24 protein-coding genes are annotated in these 24,365 nt (G+C 60.4%); 12 read left to right on the top strand and 12 right to left on the bottom strand.

The window, feature by feature from the left end; all coding sequences use genetic code 11:
* Window positions 1-59 precede the first annotated feature (59 nt).
* Entirely contained in the window at window positions 60-1,487 is a 1,428-nt protein-coding gene (locus NW816_RS04165; protein WP_414408335.1) for an ABC transporter substrate-binding protein, read from the bottom strand.
* Window positions 1,488-1,599: 112 nt separating this feature from the next.
* A complete protein-coding gene (locus NW816_RS04160; protein WP_414356379.1) occupies window positions 1,600-1,815 on the bottom strand; it encodes a DUF6479 family protein in 216 nt (71 codons plus the stop codon).
* A 28-nt stretch (window positions 1,816-1,843) separates the two neighbouring features.
* On the opposite strand from NW816_RS04160, the gene NW816_RS04155 reads away from it, so the two are divergent.
* A complete protein-coding gene (locus tag NW816_RS04155; RefSeq protein WP_414408334.1) occupies window positions 1,844-2,686 on the top strand; it encodes a class I SAM-dependent methyltransferase in 843 nt (280 codons plus the stop codon).
* A gap of 8 nt (window positions 2,687-2,694) precedes the next feature.
* Here the strand turns inward: NW816_RS04155 and NW816_RS04150 are convergent, their stop codons facing one another.
* Window positions 2,695-3,483 (bottom strand): amino acid ABC transporter ATP-binding protein, encoded by a 789-nt coding sequence (locus tag NW816_RS04150; RefSeq protein WP_011432567.1) that lies wholly within the window; start codon window positions 3,481-3,483, stop codon window positions 2,695-2,697.
* 263 nt (window positions 3,484-3,746) lie between these two features.
* On the opposite strand from NW816_RS04150, the gene NW816_RS04145 reads away from it, so the two are divergent.
* The 9 genes from NW816_RS04145 to NW816_RS04105 all read left to right on the top strand — a co-directional run bounded on the left by NW816_RS04145 (window position 3,747) and on the right by NW816_RS04105 (window position 14,044).
* Window positions 3,747-4,784 carry an amino acid ABC transporter substrate-binding protein gene (locus NW816_RS04145; RefSeq protein WP_414408333.1) on the top strand — a complete coding sequence of 346 codons (1,038 nt, stop codon included), beginning with the start codon at window positions 3,747-3,749 and terminating at the stop codon, window positions 4,782-4,784.
* Between the two features lie 35 nt (window positions 4,785-4,819).
* Window positions 4,820-6,055 carry an amino acid ABC transporter permease gene (locus tag NW816_RS04140; RefSeq protein WP_414408332.1) on the top strand — a complete coding sequence of 412 codons (1,236 nt, stop codon included), beginning with the start codon at window positions 4,820-4,822 and terminating at the stop codon, window positions 6,053-6,055.
* Between the two features lie 3 nt (window positions 6,056-6,058).
* Window positions 6,059-7,264 (top strand): amino acid ABC transporter permease, encoded by a 1,206-nt coding sequence (locus NW816_RS04135; protein WP_414408331.1) that lies wholly within the window; start codon window positions 6,059-6,061, stop codon window positions 7,262-7,264.
* A gap of 258 nt (window positions 7,265-7,522) precedes the next feature.
* Window positions 7,523-8,209 (top strand): twin-arginine translocase subunit TatC, encoded by a 687-nt coding sequence (tatC, locus tag NW816_RS04130; RefSeq protein WP_414381157.1) that lies wholly within the window; start codon window positions 7,523-7,525, stop codon window positions 8,207-8,209.
* Complete coding sequence (locus NW816_RS04125; protein ID WP_414349906.1) at window positions 8,199-8,813, top strand: nucleotidyltransferase family protein; 615 nt, start codon at window positions 8,199-8,201, stop codon at window positions 8,811-8,813. The genes tatC and NW816_RS04125 overlap by 11 nt, the downstream gene beginning before the upstream one ends.
* Entirely contained in the window at window positions 8,800-10,248 is a 1,449-nt protein-coding gene (locus NW816_RS04120; protein WP_414408330.1) for an NAD(P)/FAD-dependent oxidoreductase, read from the top strand. Before NW816_RS04125 ends, NW816_RS04120 begins: the two co-directional genes overlap by 14 nt.
* A 107-nt stretch (window positions 10,249-10,355) precedes the next feature.
* The gene (locus NW816_RS04115) at window positions 10,356-11,222 is read left to right on the top strand and encodes a DUF2993 domain-containing protein (RefSeq protein ID WP_414408329.1); all 867 of its coding nucleotides are present in this window, start codon (window positions 10,356-10,358) and stop codon (window positions 11,220-11,222) included.
* 224 nt (window positions 11,223-11,446) lie between these two features.
* Window positions 11,447-13,048, top strand: coding sequence for a hypothetical protein (locus NW816_RS04110; RefSeq protein ID WP_414408328.1), 1,602 nt, complete (start codon window positions 11,447-11,449; stop codon window positions 13,046-13,048).
* Window positions 13,049-13,126: 78 nt separating this feature from the next.
* Window positions 13,127-14,044 (top strand): methylenetetrahydrofolate reductase, encoded by a 918-nt coding sequence (locus NW816_RS04105; RefSeq protein ID WP_414408327.1) that lies wholly within the window; start codon window positions 13,127-13,129, stop codon window positions 14,042-14,044.
* Here NW816_RS04105 and dapB read toward each other — a convergent pair.
* From dapB to rpsL, 6 genes are all read right to left on the bottom strand, one after another.
* The gene (gene dapB / locus NW816_RS04100) at window positions 14,041-14,901 is read right to left on the bottom strand and encodes a 4-hydroxy-tetrahydrodipicolinate reductase (RefSeq protein WP_414408347.1); all 861 of its coding nucleotides are present in this window, start codon (window positions 14,899-14,901) and stop codon (window positions 14,041-14,043) included. The genes NW816_RS04105 and dapB overlap by 4 nt on opposite strands.
* A 121-nt stretch (window positions 14,902-15,022) precedes the next feature.
* Entirely contained in the window at window positions 15,023-15,340 is a 318-nt protein-coding gene (rpsJ, locus tag NW816_RS04095; RefSeq protein WP_414328725.1) for a 30S ribosomal protein S10, read from the bottom strand.
* A 124-nt stretch (window positions 15,341-15,464) separates the two neighbouring features.
* Window positions 15,465-16,694 (bottom strand): elongation factor Tu, encoded by a 1,230-nt coding sequence (gene tuf, locus NW816_RS04090; RefSeq protein WP_414343112.1) that lies wholly within the window; start codon window positions 16,692-16,694, stop codon window positions 15,465-15,467.
* A 31-nt stretch (window positions 16,695-16,725) separates the two neighbouring features.
* A complete protein-coding gene (gene fusA / locus NW816_RS04085; protein WP_414408326.1) occupies window positions 16,726-18,849 on the bottom strand; it encodes an elongation factor G in 2,124 nt (707 codons plus the stop codon).
* Window positions 18,850-19,002: 153 nt separating this feature from the next.
* Window positions 19,003-19,473: a 30S ribosomal protein S7 gene (rpsG, locus tag NW816_RS04080; RefSeq protein WP_414408325.1), complete on the bottom strand. Its 471-nt coding sequence runs from the start codon at window positions 19,471-19,473 to the stop codon at window positions 19,003-19,005.
* An 81-nt stretch (window positions 19,474-19,554) separates the two neighbouring features.
* The gene (gene rpsL, locus NW816_RS04075) at window positions 19,555-19,962 is read right to left on the bottom strand and encodes a 30S ribosomal protein S12 (RefSeq protein WP_011432553.1); all 408 of its coding nucleotides are present in this window, start codon (window positions 19,960-19,962) and stop codon (window positions 19,555-19,557) included.
* Window positions 19,963-20,151: 189 nt separating this feature from the next.
* Between rpsL and NW816_RS04070 the strand changes: the two genes are divergently transcribed.
* Window positions 20,152-20,856 carry a ComF family protein gene (locus tag NW816_RS04070; protein ID WP_414408324.1) on the top strand — a complete coding sequence of 235 codons (705 nt, stop codon included), beginning with the start codon at window positions 20,152-20,154 and terminating at the stop codon, window positions 20,854-20,856.
* On the opposite strand, the gene NW816_RS04065 is transcribed toward NW816_RS04070, so the two are convergent.
* The 3 genes from NW816_RS04065 to NW816_RS04055 all read right to left on the bottom strand — a co-directional run bounded on the left by NW816_RS04065 (window position 20,834) and on the right by NW816_RS04055 (window position 23,836).
* The gene (locus NW816_RS04065; protein WP_414408323.1) at window positions 20,834-21,859 is read right to left on the bottom strand and encodes an HD-GYP domain-containing protein; all 1,026 of its coding nucleotides are present in this window, start codon (window positions 21,857-21,859) and stop codon (window positions 20,834-20,836) included. The genes NW816_RS04070 and NW816_RS04065 overlap by 23 nt on opposite strands.
* A 194-nt stretch (window positions 21,860-22,053) precedes the next feature.
* Window positions 22,054-22,992 (bottom strand): prohibitin family protein, encoded by a 939-nt coding sequence (locus NW816_RS04060; RefSeq protein WP_414408322.1) that lies wholly within the window; start codon window positions 22,990-22,992, stop codon window positions 22,054-22,056.
* A 40-nt stretch (window positions 22,993-23,032) separates the two neighbouring features.
* Entirely contained in the window at window positions 23,033-23,836 is an 804-nt protein-coding gene (locus NW816_RS04055) for a prohibitin family protein (RefSeq protein ID WP_414381088.1), read from the bottom strand.
* A gap of 248 nt (window positions 23,837-24,084) precedes the next feature.
* On the opposite strand from NW816_RS04055, the gene NW816_RS04050 reads away from it, so the two are divergent.
* Window positions 24,085-24,360 (top strand): hypothetical protein, encoded by a 276-nt coding sequence (locus NW816_RS04050; RefSeq protein WP_238376900.1) that lies wholly within the window; start codon window positions 24,085-24,087, stop codon window positions 24,358-24,360.
* Window positions 24,361-24,365: the final 5 nt, after the last annotated feature.

Here is a 24,365-nt window from a genome sequence, read left to right as displayed (position 1 = left end):
CGATCTGGGGAGATCGAGAGAGTTGAGAGCATCCCCCACTGTAGCTTCTGCTGGGATCCCTAGGGGAGAGGCACAAAATCGTAGCCGGTACCGGAGCGGTTGCCGGGCTCAACCCGCACCAGCACATGGGGAGCATTGCGGTCGCCGGAGGGCAAGAAGCGCACTTCTCCGGAAGCGCCGTCCGGCAAGCGGAAGTTCGGGTCGCCCAGGGCGGCGAGAACAGCGCTGCGGCTGGGGGATCCCTGCTGGATGGCTCGCAAAAAAGCCCGGGTGGCGTCGTAGGCCAGAGCGGTGCGCCAGCTCACCTGCCCTCCCCAGAGCTGGGCTGCCTTCTGGGCAAACTCGCGGTTGCGCGGCACCTGGGGATGCCAGGGTACCGCCACCACCAAGCCCTCTACCGCTGCTCCCCCTTCTTGCAACGTGGCGAGGCTGAAGAGCACATCGCCGCCCAGAAGAGCAAGGGGCTTACCAGCTACAGCGTTCTCGCGGGCTACGGCCAGGGCTTTTTCGGCTACGGAAGCCGTGGGAGCTAAAAAAGCTACCTGGGCTCCTTGGCCGACGGCCCTTTGCAGGCTGGCCTGGGGGTTGAAGTCCGACGCCGATAAGTCGAACTCCGCCAGCACGATGCCCCCTTCGCTGGTCAGGGTGGAGGCAAAGGCGTCCCGCAGGCTGGTACTGTAAGCGCTGTTGGGGTTGTAGAAGATGGCCACCCTTTGCAGCCGCAACGTGCTGAGAGCATAACGGGCCAGTTGTGTGCCGGCCACTTGATCGGAGGGCACGGTGCGAAAAATGGCATCCCCCAGCATGCTGATGCGAGTGCTGGTGGAGGTGGAGGAGATCATCGCCAAGCCGGCAGGCTGATAAACCTCGGCTGCAGCCAGGGTGGCATCGCTGGTGTTATGGCCAATCACCCCCAAGATCTCAGGCTGCGCCACCAGGGCTTTGGCCACCGCTGCTGCTCGCTCAGGGTTATCGCCATCGTCGGCAATCACTACCCGCAGCAGCCGTCCTCCGATTCCCCCCTGTTGGAAAAGCTCCTCCTGAGCTTGCGCCACCCCGCGCAGGGTCTCTTTGGCGCGGTTGGGGTTGCTGGAGATGGGCACCACCACCGCCAGGCTCAAGGGACTGCCCTGCTGCTGGGCACGGGCATTGTTCAAGAAAATGCGAGCTTCCGGGTCGTTGCGGTTGCTTTGCAGCCCCATCTCCAACACCGGGATGGCTGCGCTGAGGTTACCTTGGCGCAACAGCTCTGCAGCGGCAACGGCAGCGGGACTGCTATCGGCAAACAAGGTGCGCTCGCCGCTGGTCAGGAGCAGATCTTGAGAGCCAACTCCCACCTCGCCGCCCAACCTTGGCAGCGACACCTGAGGCAGAGGGATCCCTTGCGGCCAGCGAACATAGCCCGCCCGCCAAGCACGATGACCGCCCCAGAGGAGCAATAGACCCAGGACGATGTAGACAATGGGTGGCGGAGACTTGACAACCATGATTCAGGGAAGAAAACGCCGACCTTCGGCCAGCAAAGACACTGCTCGCGCCCTCAGGGATCCTCAAAAACCCGTCTTTTCAAGGATTTTCAGAGGCTTCTCGAAGAATAACTTAAGGGTGGGGACGGTAGGAAGGGCTGTTGCGGTATTGACGCTCTAGCTGCTCCACAATGGAAACAGGAACAGATGGGGTTTCTGGGGGCTCTTCTGGTGGGGTGCCGGCCTGCGGTCTGGTCTCCGCGTTGAACTGCCGAGATGTTGCCCAAACCACTGCTGCAATCAGCAAAAGGACGATAGCGGCACCGTAAAGAAAGGCGACGATGGCCATCGGGTCAATGGTTTAGCTTTCCCCTTCCATGATAAAGGCTGTCGAGAATCACCCACTTCGGGATCCCTTGGAGCAAGCGCTGTGGGACTGGCATCGGGGACAGGCCAAGGGATCCCTGCTCTTGCATGCCTACGGCCTGGAGGGGATCCCGCTGGCGGAAGAGCCCCAGGTGGTCTCCCCAGAGGTGTTCTTCACCCAAGAGTTGCCGGAGGTGGAAGCCTTGGCCTTGGAACTCTGCCGCGGTCGGGTGCTAGACATCGGCGCCGGTACGGGCCGCCACAGCCTGCTGCTGCAGGAAGAAGGATTTGCCGTGGCCGCTTTGGATCGCTCCCCTGTGGCTTTGCAGATTATGGCAGAGCGGGGGGTGCGTTGCCGCATTGCCGCCGATCTTTTCCACTGGGCGGGGCCAGGAGAGCCCTTCGATACCCTACTCCTGCTGATGAACGGCGTCGGCTTGGCGGGATCCCTGTCGGGGTTAGAGCATTTTTTGCGCTTGGCCCGGCACTGGATCCAGCCCACGGGGCAGTTGCTCTTAGATTCCACCGATCTGAGCGATGCCGGCAACCCTGCGGATCTGGAGGATCTGCCGGCAGAAAGAGAATCAGAAAACTGGGAAAGCCCCTCTGGCAAGCTGACCGAGCCTGCCCACCTCGAAGCAGGTGGCTCAGAAGATTGGCAGGAAGGGAGCGAGGCAAAAGCCAAGGTAGTGAACTTTGTAGCCGAGTACAACGGCCAGCGGGGGGATCCCTTTCCCTGGCTATTTGTAGATCCGGAAACCCTGCTGCAGTGTGCCCACGCCAACGGCTGGCAGGGGCAGATTGTCTATCAAGAGCCGGAGGGGGCTTTTCTGGCACGCCTCACCCCCTTCTGAAGGACTCGCTAGTGGGAAAGGATCTGGGATAAAAACAGGCGGGAGCGCTCTTCTTTCGGATTGCTGAAAAACTCTTGGGGGGTGTTTTCCTCCACGATCTTGCCGCGGTCGAAGAAGATAATCCGATCCGCCACCTCGCGGGCAAAGCCCATCTCGTGGGTTACACACACCATGGTCATCCCCGAGCGGGCCAACTCCCGCATCACGTCCAGCACCTCCTTGATCATCTCTGGATCCAAGGCCGAGGTGGGCTCATCGAAGAGCATCACCGCCGGATTCATGGCCAAGGCGCGGGCAATCGCCACCCGCTGCTGCTGCCCCCCCGAAAGTTGCCCCGGGTATTTTTCTGCTTGCTCGGCGATCCCCACGCGGCTTAGCAGTTCCATAGCCCGCTCTATCGCCTCACTTTTTTTCATCTTTTTCACGTGGATTGGGCCAAGGGTTACATTTTGCAAAACCGTGAGATGGGGAAACAGGTTGAACTGTTGAAAAACCATGCCCACCTCGCGGCGAATGGCATCGATGTTGCGCAGGTCGCTGGTTAGCTCAATGCCATCTACCACAATGCGCCCTCTCTGGTGTTCTTCTAAGCGGTTCAACGTGCGAATAAACGTTGACTTGCCCGAACCTGAAGGCCCACAGACCACCACCACCTCTCCGCGGCGGATGCGGGTGGTAATGCCCTTGAGGACGTGGAAATCGCCGTACCATTTGTGAACATCTTCGCATTGGATAATGTCAGCGCTGGCTGCACTTTGCGGAGAGAGTGAAGACCTTATGTGCGGGGATCCTTGCATGGGTGGGTGACTCCCTAAGTTTCACCAAAGCAGGCATGGGTACCATGGCAGAACTGGCCGAGCCACAACCGTAGCCTCTGCAACATTTCCATACGCCCTGACATGTAAGGCTTTGAGAAAATCGTAGGCGCCTATGGCAAACCATTCTATGGGGTGTGGGGTGTGGCAGGAGTGTAACCCAATGGCACGGTATCTCGGTTGAAGTGCCGTGTATGAACGACTGTTGACGACGAAGATCTTGAGGATTGACATGGGGTAATTTTATGAACTGGATAAAGCATTTGAACGGATTGGCTCCCTTGGCCGGGGCACTGGCGTTGTCTATGGGCCTGCAGTCCCTTCCCGCTTGGGCGCAGCTGGGGCCGCTCACCGACCGCATCAAGGCTCGGGGTGAGTTGATCTGTGGGGTGAACAACCAACTGCCCGGATTCGGCAACCTGGATGATCAAGGCAAGTATGTGGGTTTTGATATCGACATCTGCCGGGCTGTGGCTGCTGCCCTGTTTGGCGATCCCGACAAGGTTCGGTATGTCTACCTGGCAGCGGCCAACCGTCAATCGGCCATTCAAGCAGGCGAAGTCGATATGATCAGCCGCAACACCACCTGGACCCTCACCCGGGATCGCGAGTGGGCGGTGACCTTCGGCCCCACCACCTACTACGACGGCCAAGGATTTATGGTGCGGAAGTCGCTGGGGGTGGAAAAGCTGGAAGACCTGAACGGGGCCACCATCTGTGTGATTGCCGGCACCACCACCGAGCTGAACTTGGCGGATACCTTCCGCGCCCGTGGCATTGCCTTTACGCCAGTAACCTTCGACGGCGATGATTCCTCTTTCAACGCCTACGAAGAGGGCCGTTGCGATGCCATCACCAGCGACCAAAGCGCCCTCATCTCCCGCCGGGCCAGCTTGGCTTCTCCCGACGACCACGTGATCTTGCCGGAGGTGATCTCCAAAGAGCCCTTGGGGCCGCTGGTTCCCCACGGAGATGAGAGTTTTTCCGACATTATGAACTGGACGGTCTACGCCCTCTTCTATGCAGAAGAAAGGGGGATCACCAGCGCCAATGTGGACGAGTTCCTCAAGTCGGAGGATCCGGACATTCGCCGCTTCTTGGGCCAGGAGGGCAACCTGGGAGAGCTGCTGGGCCTGAAGCCGGATTGGGTGGTCAATGTCATCAAGGCGGTGGGCAACTACGGCGAGATCTTCGACCGCCACCTGACCCCCTTGGGCGTGCCGCGGGGCTTGAACCAGCCCTACACCAAAGGCGGGATCCAGTACGCGCCGCCTTTCCGCTGATCGGCTGATTCGGAATCCGGGCCTAGGGATCCCGGTTGGTCAGTACCGGCCAGGGATCCCCTATTCTCTGCTGTGCTCTGAATTTTTGCTTGCCCCGCATGACTTCTCTGTCCGACCAGTCCCACCTTCGCCCCCCCTGGTGGCGGAATGAGCGCATCCTAAAAGTTCTGCTGCAGGTGGCCTTTGTCGTGGCCGTGCTGCTGGTGTTCGGGATCCTCGCCCAAAATCTCCTCGCCAGCATGCGTCGCCTGGGCATCAGCTTGGGATTCCGCTTTTTGGGCAACTCTGCCAACTTCGGCATCACCGAAGGGCTTATCCCCTACGACCCTTCCGAGAGCTACCTGAAGGCGCTGGTGGTGGGGGCGGTGAACACCCTCTGGCTGTCCGCGGTCAGCATTGTGTTGGCGACGGCGATGGGCTTTGTCTTGGGGATCGCCCGCCTCTCCAGCAACTGGCTGGCCCGCCAATTGGCTACCGTCATCACCGAGATCTTTCGCAATGTCCCGGTGCTGCTGATCGTGATCTTCTGGTACCAGGGGGTGATCCTCACTCTGCCAGGGGTGCGCAACAGCCTCTCTATTGGCGGGCTTATTTTTATCAACCAACGGGGAGTGAAGCTGCCCGGCCTGGATTTGAGCGGATGGTTTATCCCTACACTGGCCATTGTGATTGGGGCTGGGTGGGGGATCCGCAAGCTGCTCCTGGCCCGTCGCCCCGAGCTGGGATCCCTGCAGCGGAACCTGTGGGTGTCTGCGGGGGTGGTGCTGCTGGCGGTGGCCTGTTGGGTGCTCTTCCCGGAGCCGCCGGTGCGGTTGGACATCCCGGCGCTGGAGCGCTTCAATTTTCGGGGCGGGATCCAACTTTCGGCGGAGTTTACCGCCATGATGCTGGGCTTGGTGACCTACACCGGCTGCTATATCGCCGAAGTGGTGCGCGGATCCTTTTTGGCGGTGCCGCGGGGGCAGTGGGAGGCGGCCCGGGCCGTCGGCCTGTCGGAGCTGGAAACCTTTCGCTTGGTGATTGTGCCCCAGGCCCTGCGGATCATGATCCCCTCCTTGAACACTCAGTATCTCACCTTGATTAAAAACTCCAGCTTGGCCATTGCCGTTGGCTTCTCCGATCTGTTCAACATTAGCAGCACCATCATCAACCAGTCGGGACGTTCGGTGGAGATGTTCGCCATCCTCATGGCCACCTACCTGACCTTTAACCTGGTGGTTTCCTACGGCATGAACTGGCTCAATGCCCGCGTCAAATTGGTGGAGCGCTAACCCATGCCCAGCAGTCTCTCCTCTCCCCTTGTAGAAGAAAAGGTACTCCCCCCCAGGGAGAAACAAAGTCCTCTGGCTTGGGTGCGCCGCAACCTGTTCGACTCCTGGCTGAGCACCTTGCTCACCTTGGTCTCCGCCTTGGTATTGGCTTGGGCAATTTCCCTGTTCTGGAACTGGGCGTTCACCCAAGCCCGCTGGGAAGTGATCCCGGCCAACCTGAAAATCTTTGCCAGCGGCACCTACCCCAGCAGCCAACTGTGGCGGGTGTGGGCGGTGTTGGGAATTGTGCTGGCCACCTTGGGGGTAGCGGGGGGGGCTTGGGGCGGTGTGCTGCTGCACTACCTCATTCTCTTGGGAGCTGCTATGGGCTTAGCCGCGTTCCTGCCTTTGGGAACCCAGTCGCAGGGGTGGCTGGCGGTTTGCTCTGGCGTCACTTTTGCCGCTATTGCCCTCAGTCGGGGACGGGAATCCTGGCGGCTGGCTTCCATCTGGGTTTGGGCCCTGATCTTGCCCCTCTGTCTGCAGCTGCTGCTGGGCGACCTGGGCCCCCCTTGGCCGGCAGTGCGGGCTGAGCAACTGTCTGGACTGCTGCTGACCTTGATCTTGGCGGCAGCCGCCATGATCATCGGCTTCCCCATTGGGGTGTTGCTGGCGTTGGGCCGGGCCAATCGGGCGTTGCCGGTAATCCGGATCTTCTGCACGCTGGTGATCGAGCTGGTGCGGGGGGTGCCTCTGACCACCATTCTGTTTGCCGCCTGGCTGTTGGTGCCCTTCTTTCTGGGGGGGATCAGCGTCAACCTGATCATCCGGGCGGAGGTGGCCTTCATCTTGTTTACAGCCGTGTACGTGGCCGAGGACGTGCGGGGCGGCCTGCAGTCGATCCCGCTGGGCCAGCTGGAGGCGGCACGGGCGCTGGGCTTGAACCCCTTTCAAGTGACCGCTTTGGTGATTTTGCCCCAGGCGTTGCGGGCAGCTGTTCCGGCGCTGGTGAACGAGTTCCTCACCCTCTTCAAAGACACGTCACTGGTGTTCATTGTCGGCCTCATCGACCTGCTGCAGGCGGGGCGGGTGGTGTTCACTAACCCCAACTGGCTAGGCACCCAGCGGGAAGTGCTGTTTTTTATCGGCCTAATCTACTTCATCTGCTGTTTTGCCATGGCCTATGCCGCCCAGCAGGTGGAAAAGGCGCTGGGCTTGGGCAAGCGCTAAAAACTGCAACCGCTCCCCTTCCCAGTTTCATCTGCTCAGGCCCCGGGATCCCCTTAACGGGCTTGGGCCACCGCCCAATGGCGAGGAGTGTTGGGCAAGTGCTTTTCCCTGGAGAGGGGGCAGCGCTAAGATAGCGGGGAACGTTTCGTTACACCTTGGCCCATGACCCTTGCCTCTGAGACCGAGTCCCCGGAGCAAGCCGCGGCGGCCCCTGAGCCTGGTCGGGTGCGGGATCCGGAGTTTCCCTACGAGGTCGAAATGACCTTGATGGAGCACTTGGAAGAGCTGCGCAGCCGCCTGTTGGCCAGCGTGATCGCGGTGGCGATCTGCATCATCGCCTGCTTTGCCGTGGTGAATCGCATTGTCGCCCTGCTGGAGGTGCCCGCGCAGGGGGTTACCTTTTTGCAACTGGCGCCGGGGGAGTATTTTTTCGTTTCTGTGAAGGTGGCGGCCTACTCGGGGTTATTGCTGGCCACGCCCTTTTTGCTCTACCAAATTGCCCGCTTCGTCTTGCCGGGGCTGAGCGTGAAGGAGCGCAAGCTGCTGGGGCCGGTGGTGCTGGGATCCAGCCTTCTCTTTGTGGCCGGCTTGGTCTTTGCCTACTATCTCCTCATTCCGGCGGCGCTTAACTTTTTCATCCGCTACGGCGAAGGGGTGGTGGATCAGGCTTGGTCCATCGACCGCTACTTTGAGTTTGTGCTGCTGCTGCTGTTCAGCACCGGCCTGGCCTTTCAGGTGCCGATTTTGCAGGCGCTGCTGGGAGGATTGGGTCTGGTGACTGCCGAGCAGATGTTCAAGGGCTGGCGCTACGTGGTTCTGGGCGCGGTGGTGGCGGGGGCCATTCTCACCCCTTCGACGGATCCCCTTACCCAGAGCCTTTTGGCCGGGGCTGTGACGTTTCTATATTTGTTTGGCATTCTGCTGGTGAAGCTCCTTGGCAAATGAGCCGAAGCTGCATGCGCTGATCTTGGCGGCTGGGTTTTCCACGCGGATGGGAGAGCCGAAAGCCTTTCTGCCCTGGAAAGACGGGCAAACCCTGCTCTCTTACCAGATTTTTCAGTGGCGACAGGCGGGGTTTCAACCCTGGGTGGTGCTGGGATCCCAGCATTTGGCGGCAGCCCAACCCCACTTGGCAGGGGCAGAGGTGCTGGTCAATCCGGCTCCTGAGCTGGGCAAGACCCACTCCATTCGGGTAGGGGTGGAAGGGATCCCTGCCGATTTTCAGGTGCTGGCCATTTCGGCGGTGGATCAGCCCCGCCCGGCGTGGATCTACCACAGCTTGCTGGAGTACCATCTGCGCCATCGCGCTTGGGTTACTGTGCCGGTGCATCGAGGGCGACGGGGGCACCCTACCCTGATCGACAGGCGCTTGCGGGAAAAGCTGTTGGATCTCCGAGAAGAAACCCTGGGCCTGCGCCGGTTGTTGCAGGATCTGGGCAGGCGGGTACAGGAGGTGGAGCTCTACACTCCTGAGATCTTCCTGGACTGCAATACCCCTGCCGATATGGAGGCCGCTGCTGCCGGTTGCGACAGCGTTGCCCAGGAGTGAGGGGATCCCCTTCAGCACTTGTCCTGCGACCGGTCGCCTCAGCGGTACCGAGCACTTCGGCGTTGCCCAGCAAGATGTTCTTCCCATTGCTCGTATGAGAAAGGGCCTTTATCCTGCCAGCACCTACGATCCTGCCTGCCCGGTCGGCAGCTACTGGGACAGCACGATAGCAGATCCCGGTTGGCGGCATCCGGCACCTTTGCAAGCGCAGGTGGGCGCGGAGGTGGTCATTGTGGGGGGAGGATTGACGGGGCTATCGACGGCCTTGCACCTGGCCCGCGACCACGGCATCCATGCTTGTCTGCTGGAGGCGGGATCCCTGGGTTGGGGGGCCTCGGGACGCAACGGTGGCTTTTGCGGGGTGGGGTCGAGCCACCTTACCCACACCCAGATGGTGCGGCGGGTGGGCCTGGCAGAGACAGAGCGCTACTACCGGGATCAATGGCAGGCAGTGGAAACCGTTCAGGAGCTGGCGGCCAGCGAGGGCTTCTCCCTAGAGGCTCAGGGACAGGGCTGCTATGCAGTGGCCCATCGTCCACAGGCATGGTCGGAGTTAGAGGCCGAGTACCAGATCTGTACTCAGGTGGCGGGCTACCCGGCCCAGCTCCTCAACCCCAAAGAGCTGCGGGAACGCGGCTTCAACAGCCAAGAGAACCACGGCGCTTTGCACATCGGGGTGGGGTTTGGCCTCAACCCCCTCAAGCTCACCCAAGGACTGGCCCAAGCGGCCCACCGGTGGGGGGCGAAGCTGTACAGCGGCAGTCCGGTCACGGCCTGGGAAAAGGTGGGATCCCAACACATCTGTCACACGCCGGGAGGAACGGTGCGCGCTCGGCACTTGGTCATTGCCACCAATGGCTACACCCCAGAGGCCCTGTATCCCCAACTGGCGGGATCCCTGCTGCCGGCACTGTCCAACATCCTGGTCACCCGACCTCTGACGCCTCAGGAGCAGAAAGCGCAAGGGTGGTGGAATCCGACGCCACTCTACGACATGCGGCGGCTGCTGTTTTATTACCGCCTACTGCCGGATGGGCGTTTGCTGTTTGGGGGGCGGGGCGGCACCCGCGATACCCCGACGGAGCGACGGCAGTTGCGCGCTTGGATGACCCGACAGCTCTATCGTCTTTTCCCCGCCTGGGAAGGGGTGGAGATCGAGTATGCCTGGAATGGACTGGTCTGCCTTTCTCGACAGTTTCACCCCCACATCGGCCCTTCGCCGGCGGATCCCAGCCTGTGGTACGGCTTGGCCTATCACGGCAGCGGTGTGGCCACAGCAGTGTGGGCGGGCAAAATGCTGGCCCAGGAGATCGCCGGGATCCCTTCCCAGATGAGCGCTCTGTTTCGCCAGCCGCCCCGCGCTTTCCCTTTGCCCTGGTTACGGCTGCACTATCTGCGGCTGGGGTATCTCTGGTGGCAGTTGACGGATGGATAGCCTCTCCAAGTGTGCGGGGGATCCCTCTGTTCGGCAGAGAAGTCCTGCCCTAGTCTGGTTGTAGTTCGGGTGGAAACCATCGCTTGTCGTTGCTCCTGAGGTATCCAGTGCTGCTCACGTCTTGCCATCGGCCTGCTCCAGATCCGTCTCCTCTCGAAGCCCAATCGGCAGCCTGTCGCCGCCAACGGCTCTCGCAAGCGGGGCAGCGGCTAGGGTTTGCATTGCTGCTCAGCCTACCCACCATGTTTTGGCCTTGGCCCGGATTTGCCCAAATTGCCGGATCCCTTCTCAGCCCTTTGGTGGCGGCTTGGATCCGTTCTGAGGTGCAGAGGGTCGATAACCTGCAGGTACAGATTGCCGGCTCTGACGCCCAGATTTTGAACGGGCAGATCCCTCAGGCCCAGGTGTCGGGAGACAACCTCAGCTATCAAGGCTTTCAGATCAGTCATCTGCGGCTGCAGGGCCAGGATATTCGCCTCAATGTGGGCGAAGCCATCCAAGGACGGAGCCCACTGCGGCTATTGGCCCCTGTGCCGGTGCAGGTGAGCTTGCGCCTTACCGAGGAAGACCTGAACCGCACCCTTCAGGCTCCCCTCATCCAAGCCCAACTGGCCCAGGCCCAGGTGCAGTTGCCCGTTGGGGGCCAAGTGGTGCCCTTTCTCATCCGCCAGCCTCAGGTCACGCTGGAACAGGGTCGGCTGCGCATCCAGGCTAACCTGACCACTCCGGAAGGGGTGGAAGCGCCGGTGACGGTGCTGACCGGCCTAGAAGCCCAAGGCCCCAACCGGTTGCGGCTGGTCAATCCCCTTTGGGTGAGCGAAGGCCAAGAGATCCCCATCCCCGGCCTGGCCGATTTCCCCATTCAGTTGGATCCCGGCGTGCGCATCGACCGCTTGGAGTTGCAGCCCGGCCAAATCCTCTACGAAGGGATCCTGACCATTTACCCAGAAGTCGCAACCGTGCCGCAGGGATAGTTCGCCTGGGCAGGACGGAGACCTTTCCCGTTCAGCAACGGGTGTGATCGGGATCAATCTCAAAGGGTGTGCCTCTGGGCGAGGATCCCTCTAGCAACCGGAGGGAAAGGGATCTTGCTGGCCGTTTGCGTTGGTGCCCCGTCGGGAACCGCACCGTCCACAAGACGAGAGCAGCATCGACTCCCTTCGGTAGCCGGGCAGGAGTGGTGTATTGAGGTGAGATCATGATCCAGCCATCCAACTGCAAACTCGACCCCTGGGTCGCGGTAGCGGTGCGGAGCACTTGCGGCTGGGCGCTGCCCCTGATCTTGTCGGTCGTTTTTTTGGGGGGATGTGCTGGCGACCCGGTTTCTACAGTCCCTCTGGATGGCGCTGCTGTCGGCACGCGGACGGCCACTCCCGAAGGCCGATCCTTTTCCGATATTCAGCCTGGTCGGGAGCCCCGTCTGAAACACCTTTGGGCCAGTTTTGTCATCACTGCTGAGCAACTGCAATCCGCCCGCGAGGCTCCCGTTTCGCTCCATCCGCAGGCCATTCTCCCCTGCACCGACTGCGAGAGCCTCCGATGGCAGCCGGGATCCCCGCCCCCCACTCCCCCTTCCCGCGCTCTGGGCACCTATCGCCCTGATCAGCTCACCTTCTCCTTTCGAGTGCAGCCCCATGAGATTTCCAGCCGTCCAGGACTCCGTGCTGCTATCACGCTCAGCGGCAGCTTTCATCTGGATACCACCACGCCCCTGATTCACCCCGGCGAAGGGGTGCGCCTAAAGGTTCAGCGGGCGCTTTTGGGGGAAGAGGCCCTAGAACCGCTGCCGCCTCCCCAGGACTTCCACACCCAGCAGATCAGCAGAGGCCAGTTCCAGGAGCGCAGTTGGATCCTTCCTGTCTCGCTGCCGGATCCCGATGCCGGTGAAGTTTTGCCGCCGCTGCGGCTGGAGGTTGTCCTTACCTCGCCGATCCCACCTGACTCTGCCCCCTTTCAACGGGGTAGGCCGCTGCCGCCGCCTCCGGGCCGGCTATATCACGGGGCTGCTTGGCCGGGCATTCCCACTTGGGATCAGCTCTTGTCCTACCGCCAGGCCATTGGTCAACCCCCCGCCTGGGCAGCCGTGGATCACCTCTGGGATCCCCGCCAGGACTTTCCACAGCAGTTGGCCAGTCGCCTGCGGGAAAGCGGCTCAGTCCCCTACCTGCGCCTGCGGCTGGATCCGGCCCAACTTTCCGCCTTGGCCAATGGGGATCACGATGAGACCTTGCGCTCTTGGGCCCGCGGGATCCAGCGCTTTGCCACCCCCATCATCCTGGCCGTCGTCGTTGGCGACGGGGATCCCGTTCGCGGTAGCGGTGCGGAGTCCTCCCTGCAACAACGGGCCTACCAACACCTGATGCAAACCCTGCGCTCTGTTCGCGTTAGCGGGACGGAGTCCTCGGCCAATTTGCTCTGGGTGGTGGAGCTGGACGGAGAAGATGCAGAGGCCGTGTCCGCCTGGGCTAACTTCCCTGGGATGGACTGGCTGAGCCTAGCAGGGGATCCCGCCACCTTTGCATCGGTGTATCGTCGCCTCGAAGCCCTCAACCCGAAAGTGCCTGTGGTGATCCGCGGGCCGGCTCCGGGCTCAGCAACCTCTCAACCGCTGCTGGAAGGTCTGGAGGCGCAGCGCTGGCCTCAGGTGATCGGCTGGAGCTGGACTTTAAGCCCGGACGGGATCCCTCCTGCAGCCGCACAAGATTGGCGGCAGCATCTGCAACAGGGGGATCCCCAGATATGGCTGGGGGAAATGCGGGTGCAGCCCCCGCCCAGCCCCCTTCCCTCGCCCAAGCCTTGAGAAAGGACGACCTGTCTGGAAAAACCTCCTGGAAAAGTCGATAATAGGCCAGCCCGTTTTACCCTTTCTGCCGAAATTGTGGCCCTGATCCCCTCATCACCTCCCCTGTCCCGCTTCGCCCAGGCCATCCAGCGGGGGGAATTTCTGCTCACCGCCGAGATCACCCCCCCCAAGGGATCCGACACCAGCACCCTGCTGTCTTTGGCCCAGCAGCTCAAGGGGCGGGTGCATGCCATCAACATCACGGACTCCAACCGAGCCATGGCCCGCATGAGCCCGTTGGCGGCCTCGGTGCTGTTGCATCAGGCGGGTGTTGAACCGATCCTGCAGTTGGCCTGTCGAGATCGCAACCGTCTGGCCCTGCAAGGGGATCTGTTGGGGGCCTCAGCCCTTGGCCTGCGCAATGTGTTGGCCCTCACCGGGGATCCCATCCACATCGGCGATTGCCCCGATGCCCGCGCCGTGTTCGATCTGGAATCGGTGCGCCTGCTGCAGCTTATCCAACGGCTGAACAACGGCCTAGATTGCAATGGCAAACCTCTCCCGGATGGGGGCACGCATCTGTTGGCAGGGGCAGCGGTAGAACCCCAATCGGGCAGCTTTTCCGGCCTGGAGCGGCGCTTCCACCGCAAGCTGGAAAACGGAGCCCAATTTTTCCAAAGCCAGATGGTCACCGACTTCGAGCAGCTGGAGCGCTTCATGGATAAGTTGGGCCGTCCCGCCGGCAAGCCCATCCTGGCTGGCATCTTTTTGCTCAAGTCGGCCAAAAATGCCGAGTTTATCAACCGCAACCTGCCAGGAGTGAAGATCCCAGACGGGATTATCCAGCGGCTGGCCAACGCCGCCCACCCCCTCGAAGAAGGGATCCGCATTGCCGCCGAACAGGTGCGGCAGGCCCGCCAAATCTGCCACGGGGTGCATCTGATGGCCGTCAAAGCCGAGCACCTCATCCCCCGCATCCTGGATGAGGCCGGGATCCCTCCCCTGACCCACTAGCTCAAGACCTGCTCCAGCCCGTAGACCAAACCTTGAAGCTGCAGCACCTTGCGGATCCCCAGGATCACCCCCGGCATAAAAGCTATCCGATCGGTGGTGTCGTGTCTCAAGGTGAGGGTTTGCCCCATCCCACCAAAAATGACCTCCTGATGGGCGATCAACCCCGGCAGACGAACGCTGTGAATGGGAATGTTGGGGCCAGAGAGCCCTCCCCGCGCACCGGGGATCAGCTCTTTTTCTTCCACTGAGGACTCCGTCCCGCTGTCGCGAACGGGCGGGTTAAAGGTTTTGCCCAATTGTCCCAGCCGTTGTGCCGTCTGTAGAGCCGTGCCGCTGGGGGCATCCGCTTTGCGGTTGTGGTGCAGCTCGATGATCTCAACGTGGTCAAAATACTGCGCCGCCTGCAGGGCCATCTGCTGCAGCAAAATCATGCCGATGGCGAAATTGGGCGCGATCAAACAGCCCACACCGGACTTATCCGCCAGATCCCGCAGCCGCTCCACCTGCTCCGGCGTCAGGCCCGTCGTCCCCACCACCGGGCGTACGCCAAAGGCAATGGCCGAGCGAACATGTTCAAAGGCCGACCGAGGATGGGTAAAGTCCACCATTACGCCGCGGCTGCTGCGCTGCGACAACCTCAGCAACTGCCCCGGCAGGTCGTCGGTAATCTCCACCCCCAGGGATCCCAGGCCCAGCACCTCGCCAATATCCGAGCCCAGTTGAGAGCGGGCCACCGCCCCCACCAACCTCATGTCGGGCGTCTGGGCAACGGCTCGCACCACCTCTCGCCCCATTTTGCCCAAGGCCCCCACCACCAAAACCGGGATGGGGGATTGGGCCGCTCCTGGAGTTGCCAACCCCTGAGAGGGGTCTGCACCACTATCGCGATCGACCGGATCAACCGATGTTGTCACCCGCTGCTGCCCTCATCCAAGCTCTACGAAATGACTGCGAAAGCGGGGGATCCCTGCAGATCCATCACAGCTTCACCTCGATATCTACCCCTGCCGGCAGATCCAGCTTCATGAGAGCATCGATGGTTTTGGAAGAGGGGGAATAGATGTCGATAATGCGCCGGTGGGTGCGGGTTTCAAAATGTTCCCGCGAGTCCTTGTCGGTGTGGGGGGAGCGCAGCACACAGTAGATGCGGCGCCGAGTAGGCAAAGGAATCGGGCCAACCGGCACGGCGTCGGTACGACGAGCCGTATCCACGATTTTGTCGCAGGAAGTATCCAGCAGCCGATGATCGTAAGCCTTCAGGCGGATACGAATTTTCTGTTGAGTCAAGGTAGGCATGGCCGGAGAGCAATCCAGAAAAAGGGGGACTCAAAAAAGCTGGCAGGGAAAGTGCTCCGCGCCACTATCGCAACTGAGTTGGTCTGGGGCCGTCGGCACTCAATCCCTGCCAGGAAAAAGCAGCTTACTTCAGGATCTTGGAGACAACACCCGCTCCGACAGTACGGCCACCCTCGCGGATAGCAAAGCGCATCCCCTGCTCAATGGCGATGGGCTGGATCAGCTCCACCGTCATCTTAACGCGGTCACCAGGCATCACCATCTCTGGCTGGGATCCGTCATCAGCCGTGAAGGAAGAGATGGTGCCGGTTACATCGGTGGTGCGCACGTAGAATTGGGGACGATAGCCGGCGAAGAACGGCGTGTGGCGACCTCCTTCTTCTTTCTTGAGGACATACACCTCAGACTCGAAGCTGGTGTGAGGAGTAATGGTCTTGGGCTTGGCCAGCACCATGCCGCGCTCCACTTCGTTCTTCTGAATGCCCCGCAACAGCACACCAACGTTGTCGCCGGCAATCCCTTCGTCGAGGGTTTTCTGGAACATCTCCAGGCCGGTAACGGTGGTAGAGCGAGTTTCTCGCAGGCCCACCAGTTCCACCGTTTCGCCCACCTTGATGCGACCCCGCTCGATCCGGCCCGTGGCCACCGTGCCCCGACCAGTAATCGAGAAGACATCCTCCACAGCCATCAGGAAGGGCTTGTCCACATCCCGCTCAGGCGTGGGAATGTAGGAGTCCACCGCATCCATCAGCTCATAAATTTTGTCCACCCAAGGATCTTCGCCCCGCTGGGTTTTGGGGTTGGCGGTCATTCTTTCTAGGGCTTTCAGCGCCGATCCTCTGATGATGGGAACGTCGTCGCCGGGGAAGTCGTATTTGGAGAGAAGCTCCCGCACTTCCAGCTCCACCAACTCCAGCAGCTCTGGATCGTCCACCATGTCTGCCTTGTTCAGAAAGACCACCAAGCTGGGCACCCCTACCTGACGGGCCAACAGGATGTGCTCCCGTGTTTGGGGCATGGGACCATCAGCTGCAGACACCACCAAGATGGCCCCATCCATCTGAGCCGCGCCTGTGATCATGTTCTTCACGTAGTCGGCGTGGCCGGGACAATCCACGTGGGCGTAGTGACGGTTGGCAGTCTGATACTCGACGTGGGCGGTGTTGATGGTAATGCCGCGAGCTTTTTCCTCTGGCGCTGCGTCGATTTCATCGTACCGCTTGGCTGTAGCCTGGCCCAAAGCGGCCAAGGTGGTGGTGATGGCAGCCGTCAGGGTGGTCTTGCCGTGGTCAACATGGCCGATGGTGCCAACGTTGACATGGGGTTTGGTGCGTTCAAACTTAGCGCGTGCCATGAATCGTCACTTCCTTTTTGGTTTCAGTCAGCTACTCATTTCCTTTGTTTTTGGCAATGATGGCTTCGGCGATACTGCGAGGAACTTCCTCGTAGTGGCTGAACTCCATCGTGAAGGTGCCTCGACCCTGGGTTTTGGAGCGAATGTCGGTGGCATAGCCAAACATCTCCGCCAAGGGAACTTTGGCATTGACTTTGGTAATGCCGCCTTCTGTATTCATCCCCTCCATCTGGCCGCGGCGGGCGTTGATGTCCCCGATGACATCCCCCACAAAGGCTTCAGGGACTTCCACCTCGACCTTCATCATCGGCTCCAGCAGGGTAGGGCTTGCCCTGCGAGCGGCCTCCTTCAGAGCCATCGAACCGGCGATCTTGAAGGCCATTTCGCTGGAGTCCACCTCGTGGTAGGAGCCATCCACCAGGGTGGCGCGGATGTCAATCAGGGGATAGCCCGCCAGCACACCGGATTCGCAGGCTTCTCGGATCCCTTGCTCGGCTGGCCCAATGTATTCTTTGGGCACAACGCCACCCACAATCTTGGAAACGAACTCAAATCCTGTACCTGGCTCCGCCGGCTCTAGGTCGATAACCACATGGCCGTACTGGCCGCGGCCACCACTCTGGCGAACAAACTTGCCTTCCACGCGGCTAACCGGCTTGCGAATGGTTTCGCGGTAGGCCACCTGTGGGTTACCAACATTGGCTTCTACGTTGAACTCCCGCAGCATCCGATCCACCAAGATCTCCAGGTGCAGCTCGCCCATCCCAGAGATGATGGTTTGATTGGTCTCGGGATCCACAGACACGCGGAAGGTGGGATCCTCCTTGGCCAGGGCCTGCAGGGCCTTGGAGAGCTTATCGATATCGGCTTTGGTTTTGGGTTCTACCGCTACTGAGATCACCGGCTCTGGGATAAACAGAGACTCCAGGATCACCGGCGCATTTTCGTCGCAGAGGGTGTCTCCGGTGGTGGTGTCCTTGAGGCCCACCACAGCTCCCAGATCTCCTGCCCGCAGCTCATCCACGTCCAAGCGTTCATCGGCCTTCAGCACCACCAACCGCGAAATTCGCTCCTTCTTGTTCTTGGTGGAGTTGAGCACATAAGTACCTTTGGTCAACACCCCCGAGTAGACGCGAATAAAGGTGAGATCCCCGTACTTATCACTCATCAACTTGAAGGCCAGGGCGGAGAAGGGCTCATCGTCGCTGGCACGGCGGGACACTTCTGAGCCATCTGGCAGCACCCCCTTGATGGCCGGAATATCCACAGGCGAGGGCAGGTAATCCACCACCGCATCCAGCAGCATCTGGACTCCCTTGTTCTTGAAGGCAGAGCCACACAGCATGGGCACAATTTGGCCGCTGATCGTGCCTTTGCGCAGACCCGCCATCAAGTCGGCTTCGCTCAGATCTTCTTCGGCGAAGTACTTTTCCATCAGAGCTTCGTCCGTCTCGGCCACTGCTTCCACCAGCTTGGCCCGATACTCTGCCACGAGATCTTTCATCTCCTCAGGGATGGGGGCCGGACGAATGTCTTTGCCGATCTCATCCATATAAATGCGGGCTTGCATCCGCACCAAGTCAACAACGCCGCAAAACCCGTCTTCGGCACCGATGGGCAGTTGGATGGGCACAGCATTGGCCTTGAGGCGCTCCCGGATCTGGTTGTAAACCTTGAGGAAATTGGCCCCCATGCGATCCATTTTGTTGACGAAGGCAATGCGGGGCACATTGTAACGATTGGCTTGCCGCCAGACGGTCTCAGACTGAGGCTGCACGCCGCCCACCGAGTCAAAGACGGCGATCACCCCATCCAGCACCCGCATGGAGCGCTCAACTTCAATGGTGAAATCGACGTGCCCAGGAGTATCGATGATGTTGATGGTGTACTCCGGTGCGCCGGAGAGGGGCTGGGAAGGATTTGCGGGATCCCGCTTAGTCCAACGGGTGGTGATGGCCGCAGCGGTGATGGTGATGCCCCGCTCCCGCTCCTGGGCCATCCAATCGGTGACCGCAGTTCCGTCGTGAACTTCGCCAATTTTGTGTACCAGACCGGAGTAGAAGAGAATCCGCTCTGTGGTCGTGGTCTTGCCAGCATCGATGTGAGCCGCGATGCCGATGTTTCGGACTCGTTCTAGGGGAACTGTGCGTGCCACGTCAACCTCCCAATCCTCGTCGCCCTGCGACTTGGGCAAACTAAAAAATCCTTTACAATTCTAATCTTTTTTGCCGATTTTTCTCCACCTCGCTGGAACTCGGGCTGGGCAGAACAGGGATCCCAAAAGTCTCCACTGCTCCGCCAGGCTAATTCAGTAGCGGTAGTGGGCAAAGGCTTTGTTGGCCTCGGCCATGCGATGCACCTCTTCTCGCCGCCGAATGGTGCTGCCAGTCTCGTTGGCCGCGTCGATCAGCTCATTGGCCAGCTTGGCGGCCATGGTGCGACCTGGACGGGTGCGCGAAAAGGTCACCAGCCAGCGCAGCGCTAGAGAAGTGCCCCGCTCTCCTCTCACCTCCACAGGCACCTGATAGGTGGCTCCGCCCACCCGGCGGGCTTTTACCTCTACCAATGGGGTGGCGTTGCGAACGGCATTTTCCAGCAAGGGCAGCGGGTCTTGGCCGGTGCGCTCCCGCACGATGTCCAGAGCCTCATAGAGGATCCTGGCAGCCAGGGATGCTTTGCCCCTCAACATCAACTTGCGGATCAGCATGGTAACCAAACGGCTCCCATATTTGGGATCCGGGGGCACATCGCGGCGAGGAGCACGGTTGCGGCGAGACATAGGAACTGGGTTACCTGTTGCAGATGAGAGTGGCGGAAAGATGGCGAGCGGGATACCGAGGGTTAGAGGTTGAGAGCAACATTACTTCTTCTTGCCGGCGGCGGCTGGAGCTTGGCCGGGCTTGGGCCGTTTCGCCCCGTATTTGGAGCGGCCTTGCTTGCGGTCTTTTACCCCAGCAGCATCGAGGGTGCCGCGAATGATGTGATAGCGGACACCGGGCAAATCTTTAACCCGTCCACCGCGAATCATGACCACAGAGTGCTCTTGTAGATTGTGGCCGATGCCGGGAATGTAAGCGGTGACCTCAAAGCCAGAGGTGAGGCGAACGCGAGCCACTTTTCGCAGCGCTGAGTTGGGCTTTTTGGGCGTTGTCGTGTACACTCGAGTGCAAACCCCCCGCCGCTGTGGACAAGCCTTCAGAGCAGGGGACTTGGTTTTGCGAGCGGCAACACTGCGCTCCTCGCGGATCAGTTGCTGAATGGTGGGCATGAGTTGGCAGAGAAGGTCACGACTTAACTTATCCGGCGATATTGAATCCTAGCAAGGCGGGATCCCAGCGTCAACTTGGGGATGGACTGCTGGGCTGTTAGCCTGGCCGAGTCTGAATTTCGGCCTCGTTCCCCCCTTGCCTCAGCTTTTTAGGAGACTCTGCACACCAGAAAGGATCCCTAGCAGACGATGGGCTGGTTAGATTGGTGGATTGTGCCTCCATGTCCGCTTTGCCGGCGCCCTGCCAAGGCCGTGTTCTGTCAAGACTGTCAAAGGCGGTTGCAGGCGGAGCGCCTCGCCACCTGGCCAGTCACCACTGATCCTTGGCCGCTTTATGCTTGGGGGATCCACCGGGGGGCGCTGCGCAGGGCCATCTACTGCCTGAAGTACGAAGGACAACGGCGCATTGGCTCGGTTTTGGGAGAATGGCTGGGATCCCGCTGGGTGGAAAGCCGACAGCCGTCTTCAGGCTCCCGTAGGGCCTATGGCTTGGACTATACGGTGGTGCCCATCCCGCTTCATGCGGAGCGCCTGCGGCAACGGGGCTACAACCAAGCCGCCTTGATCAGCCAAGCCTTTTGCCAGCGGACAGGTCTGAGACATTGGCCTGAGGCTCTGGTGCGGGTGCGGGCCACAGCGGCTCAACATGAGCTCAACCCGCTGCAACGACAGCACAACTTGGCCGGGGCCTTTGCCCTGAAACAAGTTCCGGCCACACCGGTGTTGCTGGTGGATGACATCTACACCACCGGCTCTACTGTGCAAGCCGCCCAGCAGGTATTGGCCGCTGCCGGGATCCGTGTAGCCGGGGTAATCGTTGCCGCTCAAACCCCAAAAGCTGCCTGTCCAGCCTGGCCCGGAACCCTAGCCCCTATCCCGCCTCCAGCAAATTAAAGGCCGTAACAAACATAAAGTCACAAAACTCACGCACCAAGTTCGGATCCCGCCAGCCCTTGCGGGTTTCCTCCCGCAGCACTCCTATGGCCTGTTCGGCAGTCAAGGCGGGTTTGTAGGGGCGAGGAGAGGTCAGAGCGTCGAAAATGTCGATCACCTGAAAGACGCGGGCCAACAGAGGGATCTCTTCGCCTGCCAGTCCATCTGGGTAGCCGCTGCCATCCCAACGCTCGTGGTGGTGGCGGATGATCGGCAGCACATCCTGCATGGTGCGCAAGCCCCGACAAATGTCTTCGCCGATCAACACATGGGATTTCATGATCTCCCATTCTTCCGGGGTATGCTTGCCCTGCTTGCACAAAATCGCATCCGGGATCCCGACTTTGCCGATGTCGTGCAGGTAGCCGCCCCAGCGCAGGGCCTTGATCTGTTGACGAGACAGCCCCAAGTAACGGCCAAACTGTTCCCCCATGGCCACCAAGCGTTCGCAATGGTCACCCGTGGTGGGATCCCGGCTCTCCACAGCGCGGGCAATGGCAAACAACACCCTGGCAGCGTGATCCAGGTCTTCGTTCAAGCGCTTTTGGTGGATGGATGAGCGTACCCGCGCCAGCAGCTCCATGTGATCGAAGGGCTTGGTCAAAATGTCGTCGGCCCCCACCTGCATCCCCATCAGGCGATTGGAGCGGTCGGTCAGGGCAGTGATCAGCACAACGGGGATCAGGCGGGTCAGCTCATTGGCCTTCAGTTGCCGGCAGACATCGAACCCGCTCATGTTCGGCATCAGCACATCCAACAGCACCAAGTCTGGCCGAAGCCGCTCCACAGCCTCCAAAGCCTCTTCGCCGTTGGTGGCCTCGCTCACGCGGAAGTGGGCCGACCGCAACAGCTCACCGATGTAGAGGCGGCTGCTGGCCTGATCGTCCACCACCAAAACATGATCCGCCTCCGCCAGCTTCGGGTTTAGACGGGGAAAGGGGGTGTGAGTCAGGCGGGAGTTCATGGCGGCCAAAATCTAGTCTTGCATCGAGTGCGAGCTTTCCTCCTCAGCCGGATTCGGCGCAACCCCACAGGGGATCCCAGTCCAAACACTTGGCCGTAGGATGCCAACAAACTCAAACGGCATCCCTCAGCCCTCGTATCTAGACACACTCTACACCCAGGTTTTTAAGACTGTACTCCGCAACTTTGCTGAACCTACTGCCCTCTTTGCAGGGCTGCCTGATGGGGATCCACATTGAGAAACACGGTGGCATCGCCCTCGACACGGATGATGCGCAAAGGGGGCAGCGAGTCCGTCGGGTTTTGGATGCGCTCTTGCAGCTTCTCGTAGAACAGCAGATCCGCCAGTTGCGCGTTCTGCGCTGCCGCTTGTCCTTTCAGCTCAATGGCCCGCTGGTTGGCCGCCGCCAAGATCAGCAGCCGCTCGGTCTCTTTTTCCTGAATTTGCGCCCGCACTGCCGCCGTTTGTGCTGTAATCGAGGCCACCTGTTTGCGTTCAATCGAGTCTCTTAAGGCTTGTGGGAAATCGGGGTTGCCCAGAAACAGGCCCTCCACCTGCACCAGAGGCAGGGTTTGGCCATCGCGGTTGACAGTAGGCATCTCTTGGCGAATCAAGTCCAGCGCTCGTTGTTCGATGGCGGCCCGCTGGCTTTTCCGGTAAAAGTCTTCCGAATCGAAAGAGGCAGAGATATCCCGAATTTTGGAGCGCACCACTGGCACCACCACCGTGGAAAGATAGTTCTCGCCGATGTTGGCGTGCAGCTCGTCCAAAGTGGCGAGGTTGGGCTTGAGGGCAATGGCCACATCGATGGCAAAGGCTTGCCCATCGGCGGTGTTCACGGTGATGGCGTTGCTGATGGCATTGGCCGAGGCGGGGTCGTTGGTAAACTCCCAAACGCGGGTGAGCACGGTGTAGGTGATCGGCGTTTCGATCCCTGGGATCCGGAAGATGACCCCCGGCAATTCTACCCGCCCCTTTTGCAGCCCGGAAAAGGTATTGAAAACTACAGTGGCATGTCCGGGCAAAGTGACGTACAGGCAAGCGCGGAGCACTCCCAGGGCCGCCAAGACGGCGATCCCTCCTACGGTTAACCAACCCACTCTGCTTTGGGGTGCTTCTCCTGTTGGATACATGGCGGCTCCTCGTGGAAAGAGGATGAAAAAGTGCTGGTTGCTATTTGGTAACCAGAGTTTCCAGGCTGGACCCCAGTACTGTGGCTTTCACCACCTCTAGATACTTTGGATTCTGGGTGAGGGCCTGTGCTTTGGCTCGCAATTGACCGGCTTCTGCCTCCGCTTGAGAAATGATGGCGCGGGCATCTTGGCGGGCCTGCTCGATCTCAAATTGCTTTTGCGCCAGTTGATTTTCGGCAATGGTTTTTGCCTCAATGGCCGCTACGAAATCAGGATCGAAATCCACATCCCGCAGCAGAAAATCCAAAACCTCGATGCCGTATTCCTTCAGCAGAAGAGCCACCCGTTCGCGGATTTGGCCCTGGAGCAGCGGACGCTCGGTAGAATACAGAGCCTGGGCAGAAAAGCCGCTGGTCTCATTCAGAATGACCGACCGGACGATGGGGGCGATGCGATCCAGGTAATTTTCCCCCAGTTGCGTATAGACCTTGGGGGCGTCCACAATGCGAAACTGCAGCGTCGCCTCAGCCGCAATCTGCTGCCCATCCTGAGAAAGGGCCACCAGCCGCGGCGCGTAGGCAGTCGGGTCGTTGTCCTTCCAGGTGAGGGCCTGCGTTTTTACATCGAAGGTAACCGTGCGCGAGACAAAAGGCGGCACCCAATGGAGACCAGGCTGCAAAGCCATCGGGCTCACCCCCCCTCCCCAGGTGAACACCACCATATTTTCTCCGTTGCCCACCAGTCGCAGCGGCCTGCCCATCGCCACTAGGATCAATACGGCTCCGGCAAGGGTGGCCTTGGGCAACCAGCGACCAACTCGCCTTTCCCAACCTTCTGCTCGCATCTCCCCATCTCCTGCGCATGCAGCCATTCTCGCGGCTGTGGGGAAATGAGGCCGAGAAATCGCCGCTATCTTTTAAGTTTTCTCCAGGGATCCCGCGAGAGATCCCGCGCTTGCTCGCCCACTGTTCTCAACGATGTCGAGAACTCTACAAAGTTCACAAAAGATCACTTCATACTTTGCAAAGACCCGTGACGGACAGGCGAAAAGGGAAGAAGATTAAGACATAATAAAGATTTGGGTTGCCGTTCATGCTGTCCATTCCCGATTACGAGCGGCGGGACATCCAAGTGCCACTCTCGTGCATCCCCGTTGCCGCCCGGGCCTTGATCCGGCAGGGGGTATCCGTCTGCTGGCGGGAAGAAAGCCTGTCTGCCTTGATTCGTCTGGGATCCAAAGGAGCCGCCGACCGAGCCGCCATTCTGCTGGTGGAAATGAGCCTCATGGGCCAACCTGAGGAGCTAAAAAGCTGGCTGGAGATGTGCTGGCAACTGCCCGCTTGTCCCAGGGAACCGCTGCAGGTGTAGGGGTA

Source organism: Synechococcus sp. W55.1 (assembly GCF_047461655.1).
GTDB lineage: Bacteria > Cyanobacteriota > Cyanobacteriia > Thermostichales > Thermostichaceae > Thermostichus.
The sequence above is the reverse complement of the archived record's forward strand: the minus strand, read 5'-3'. Positions and strand labels throughout refer to the sequence as shown.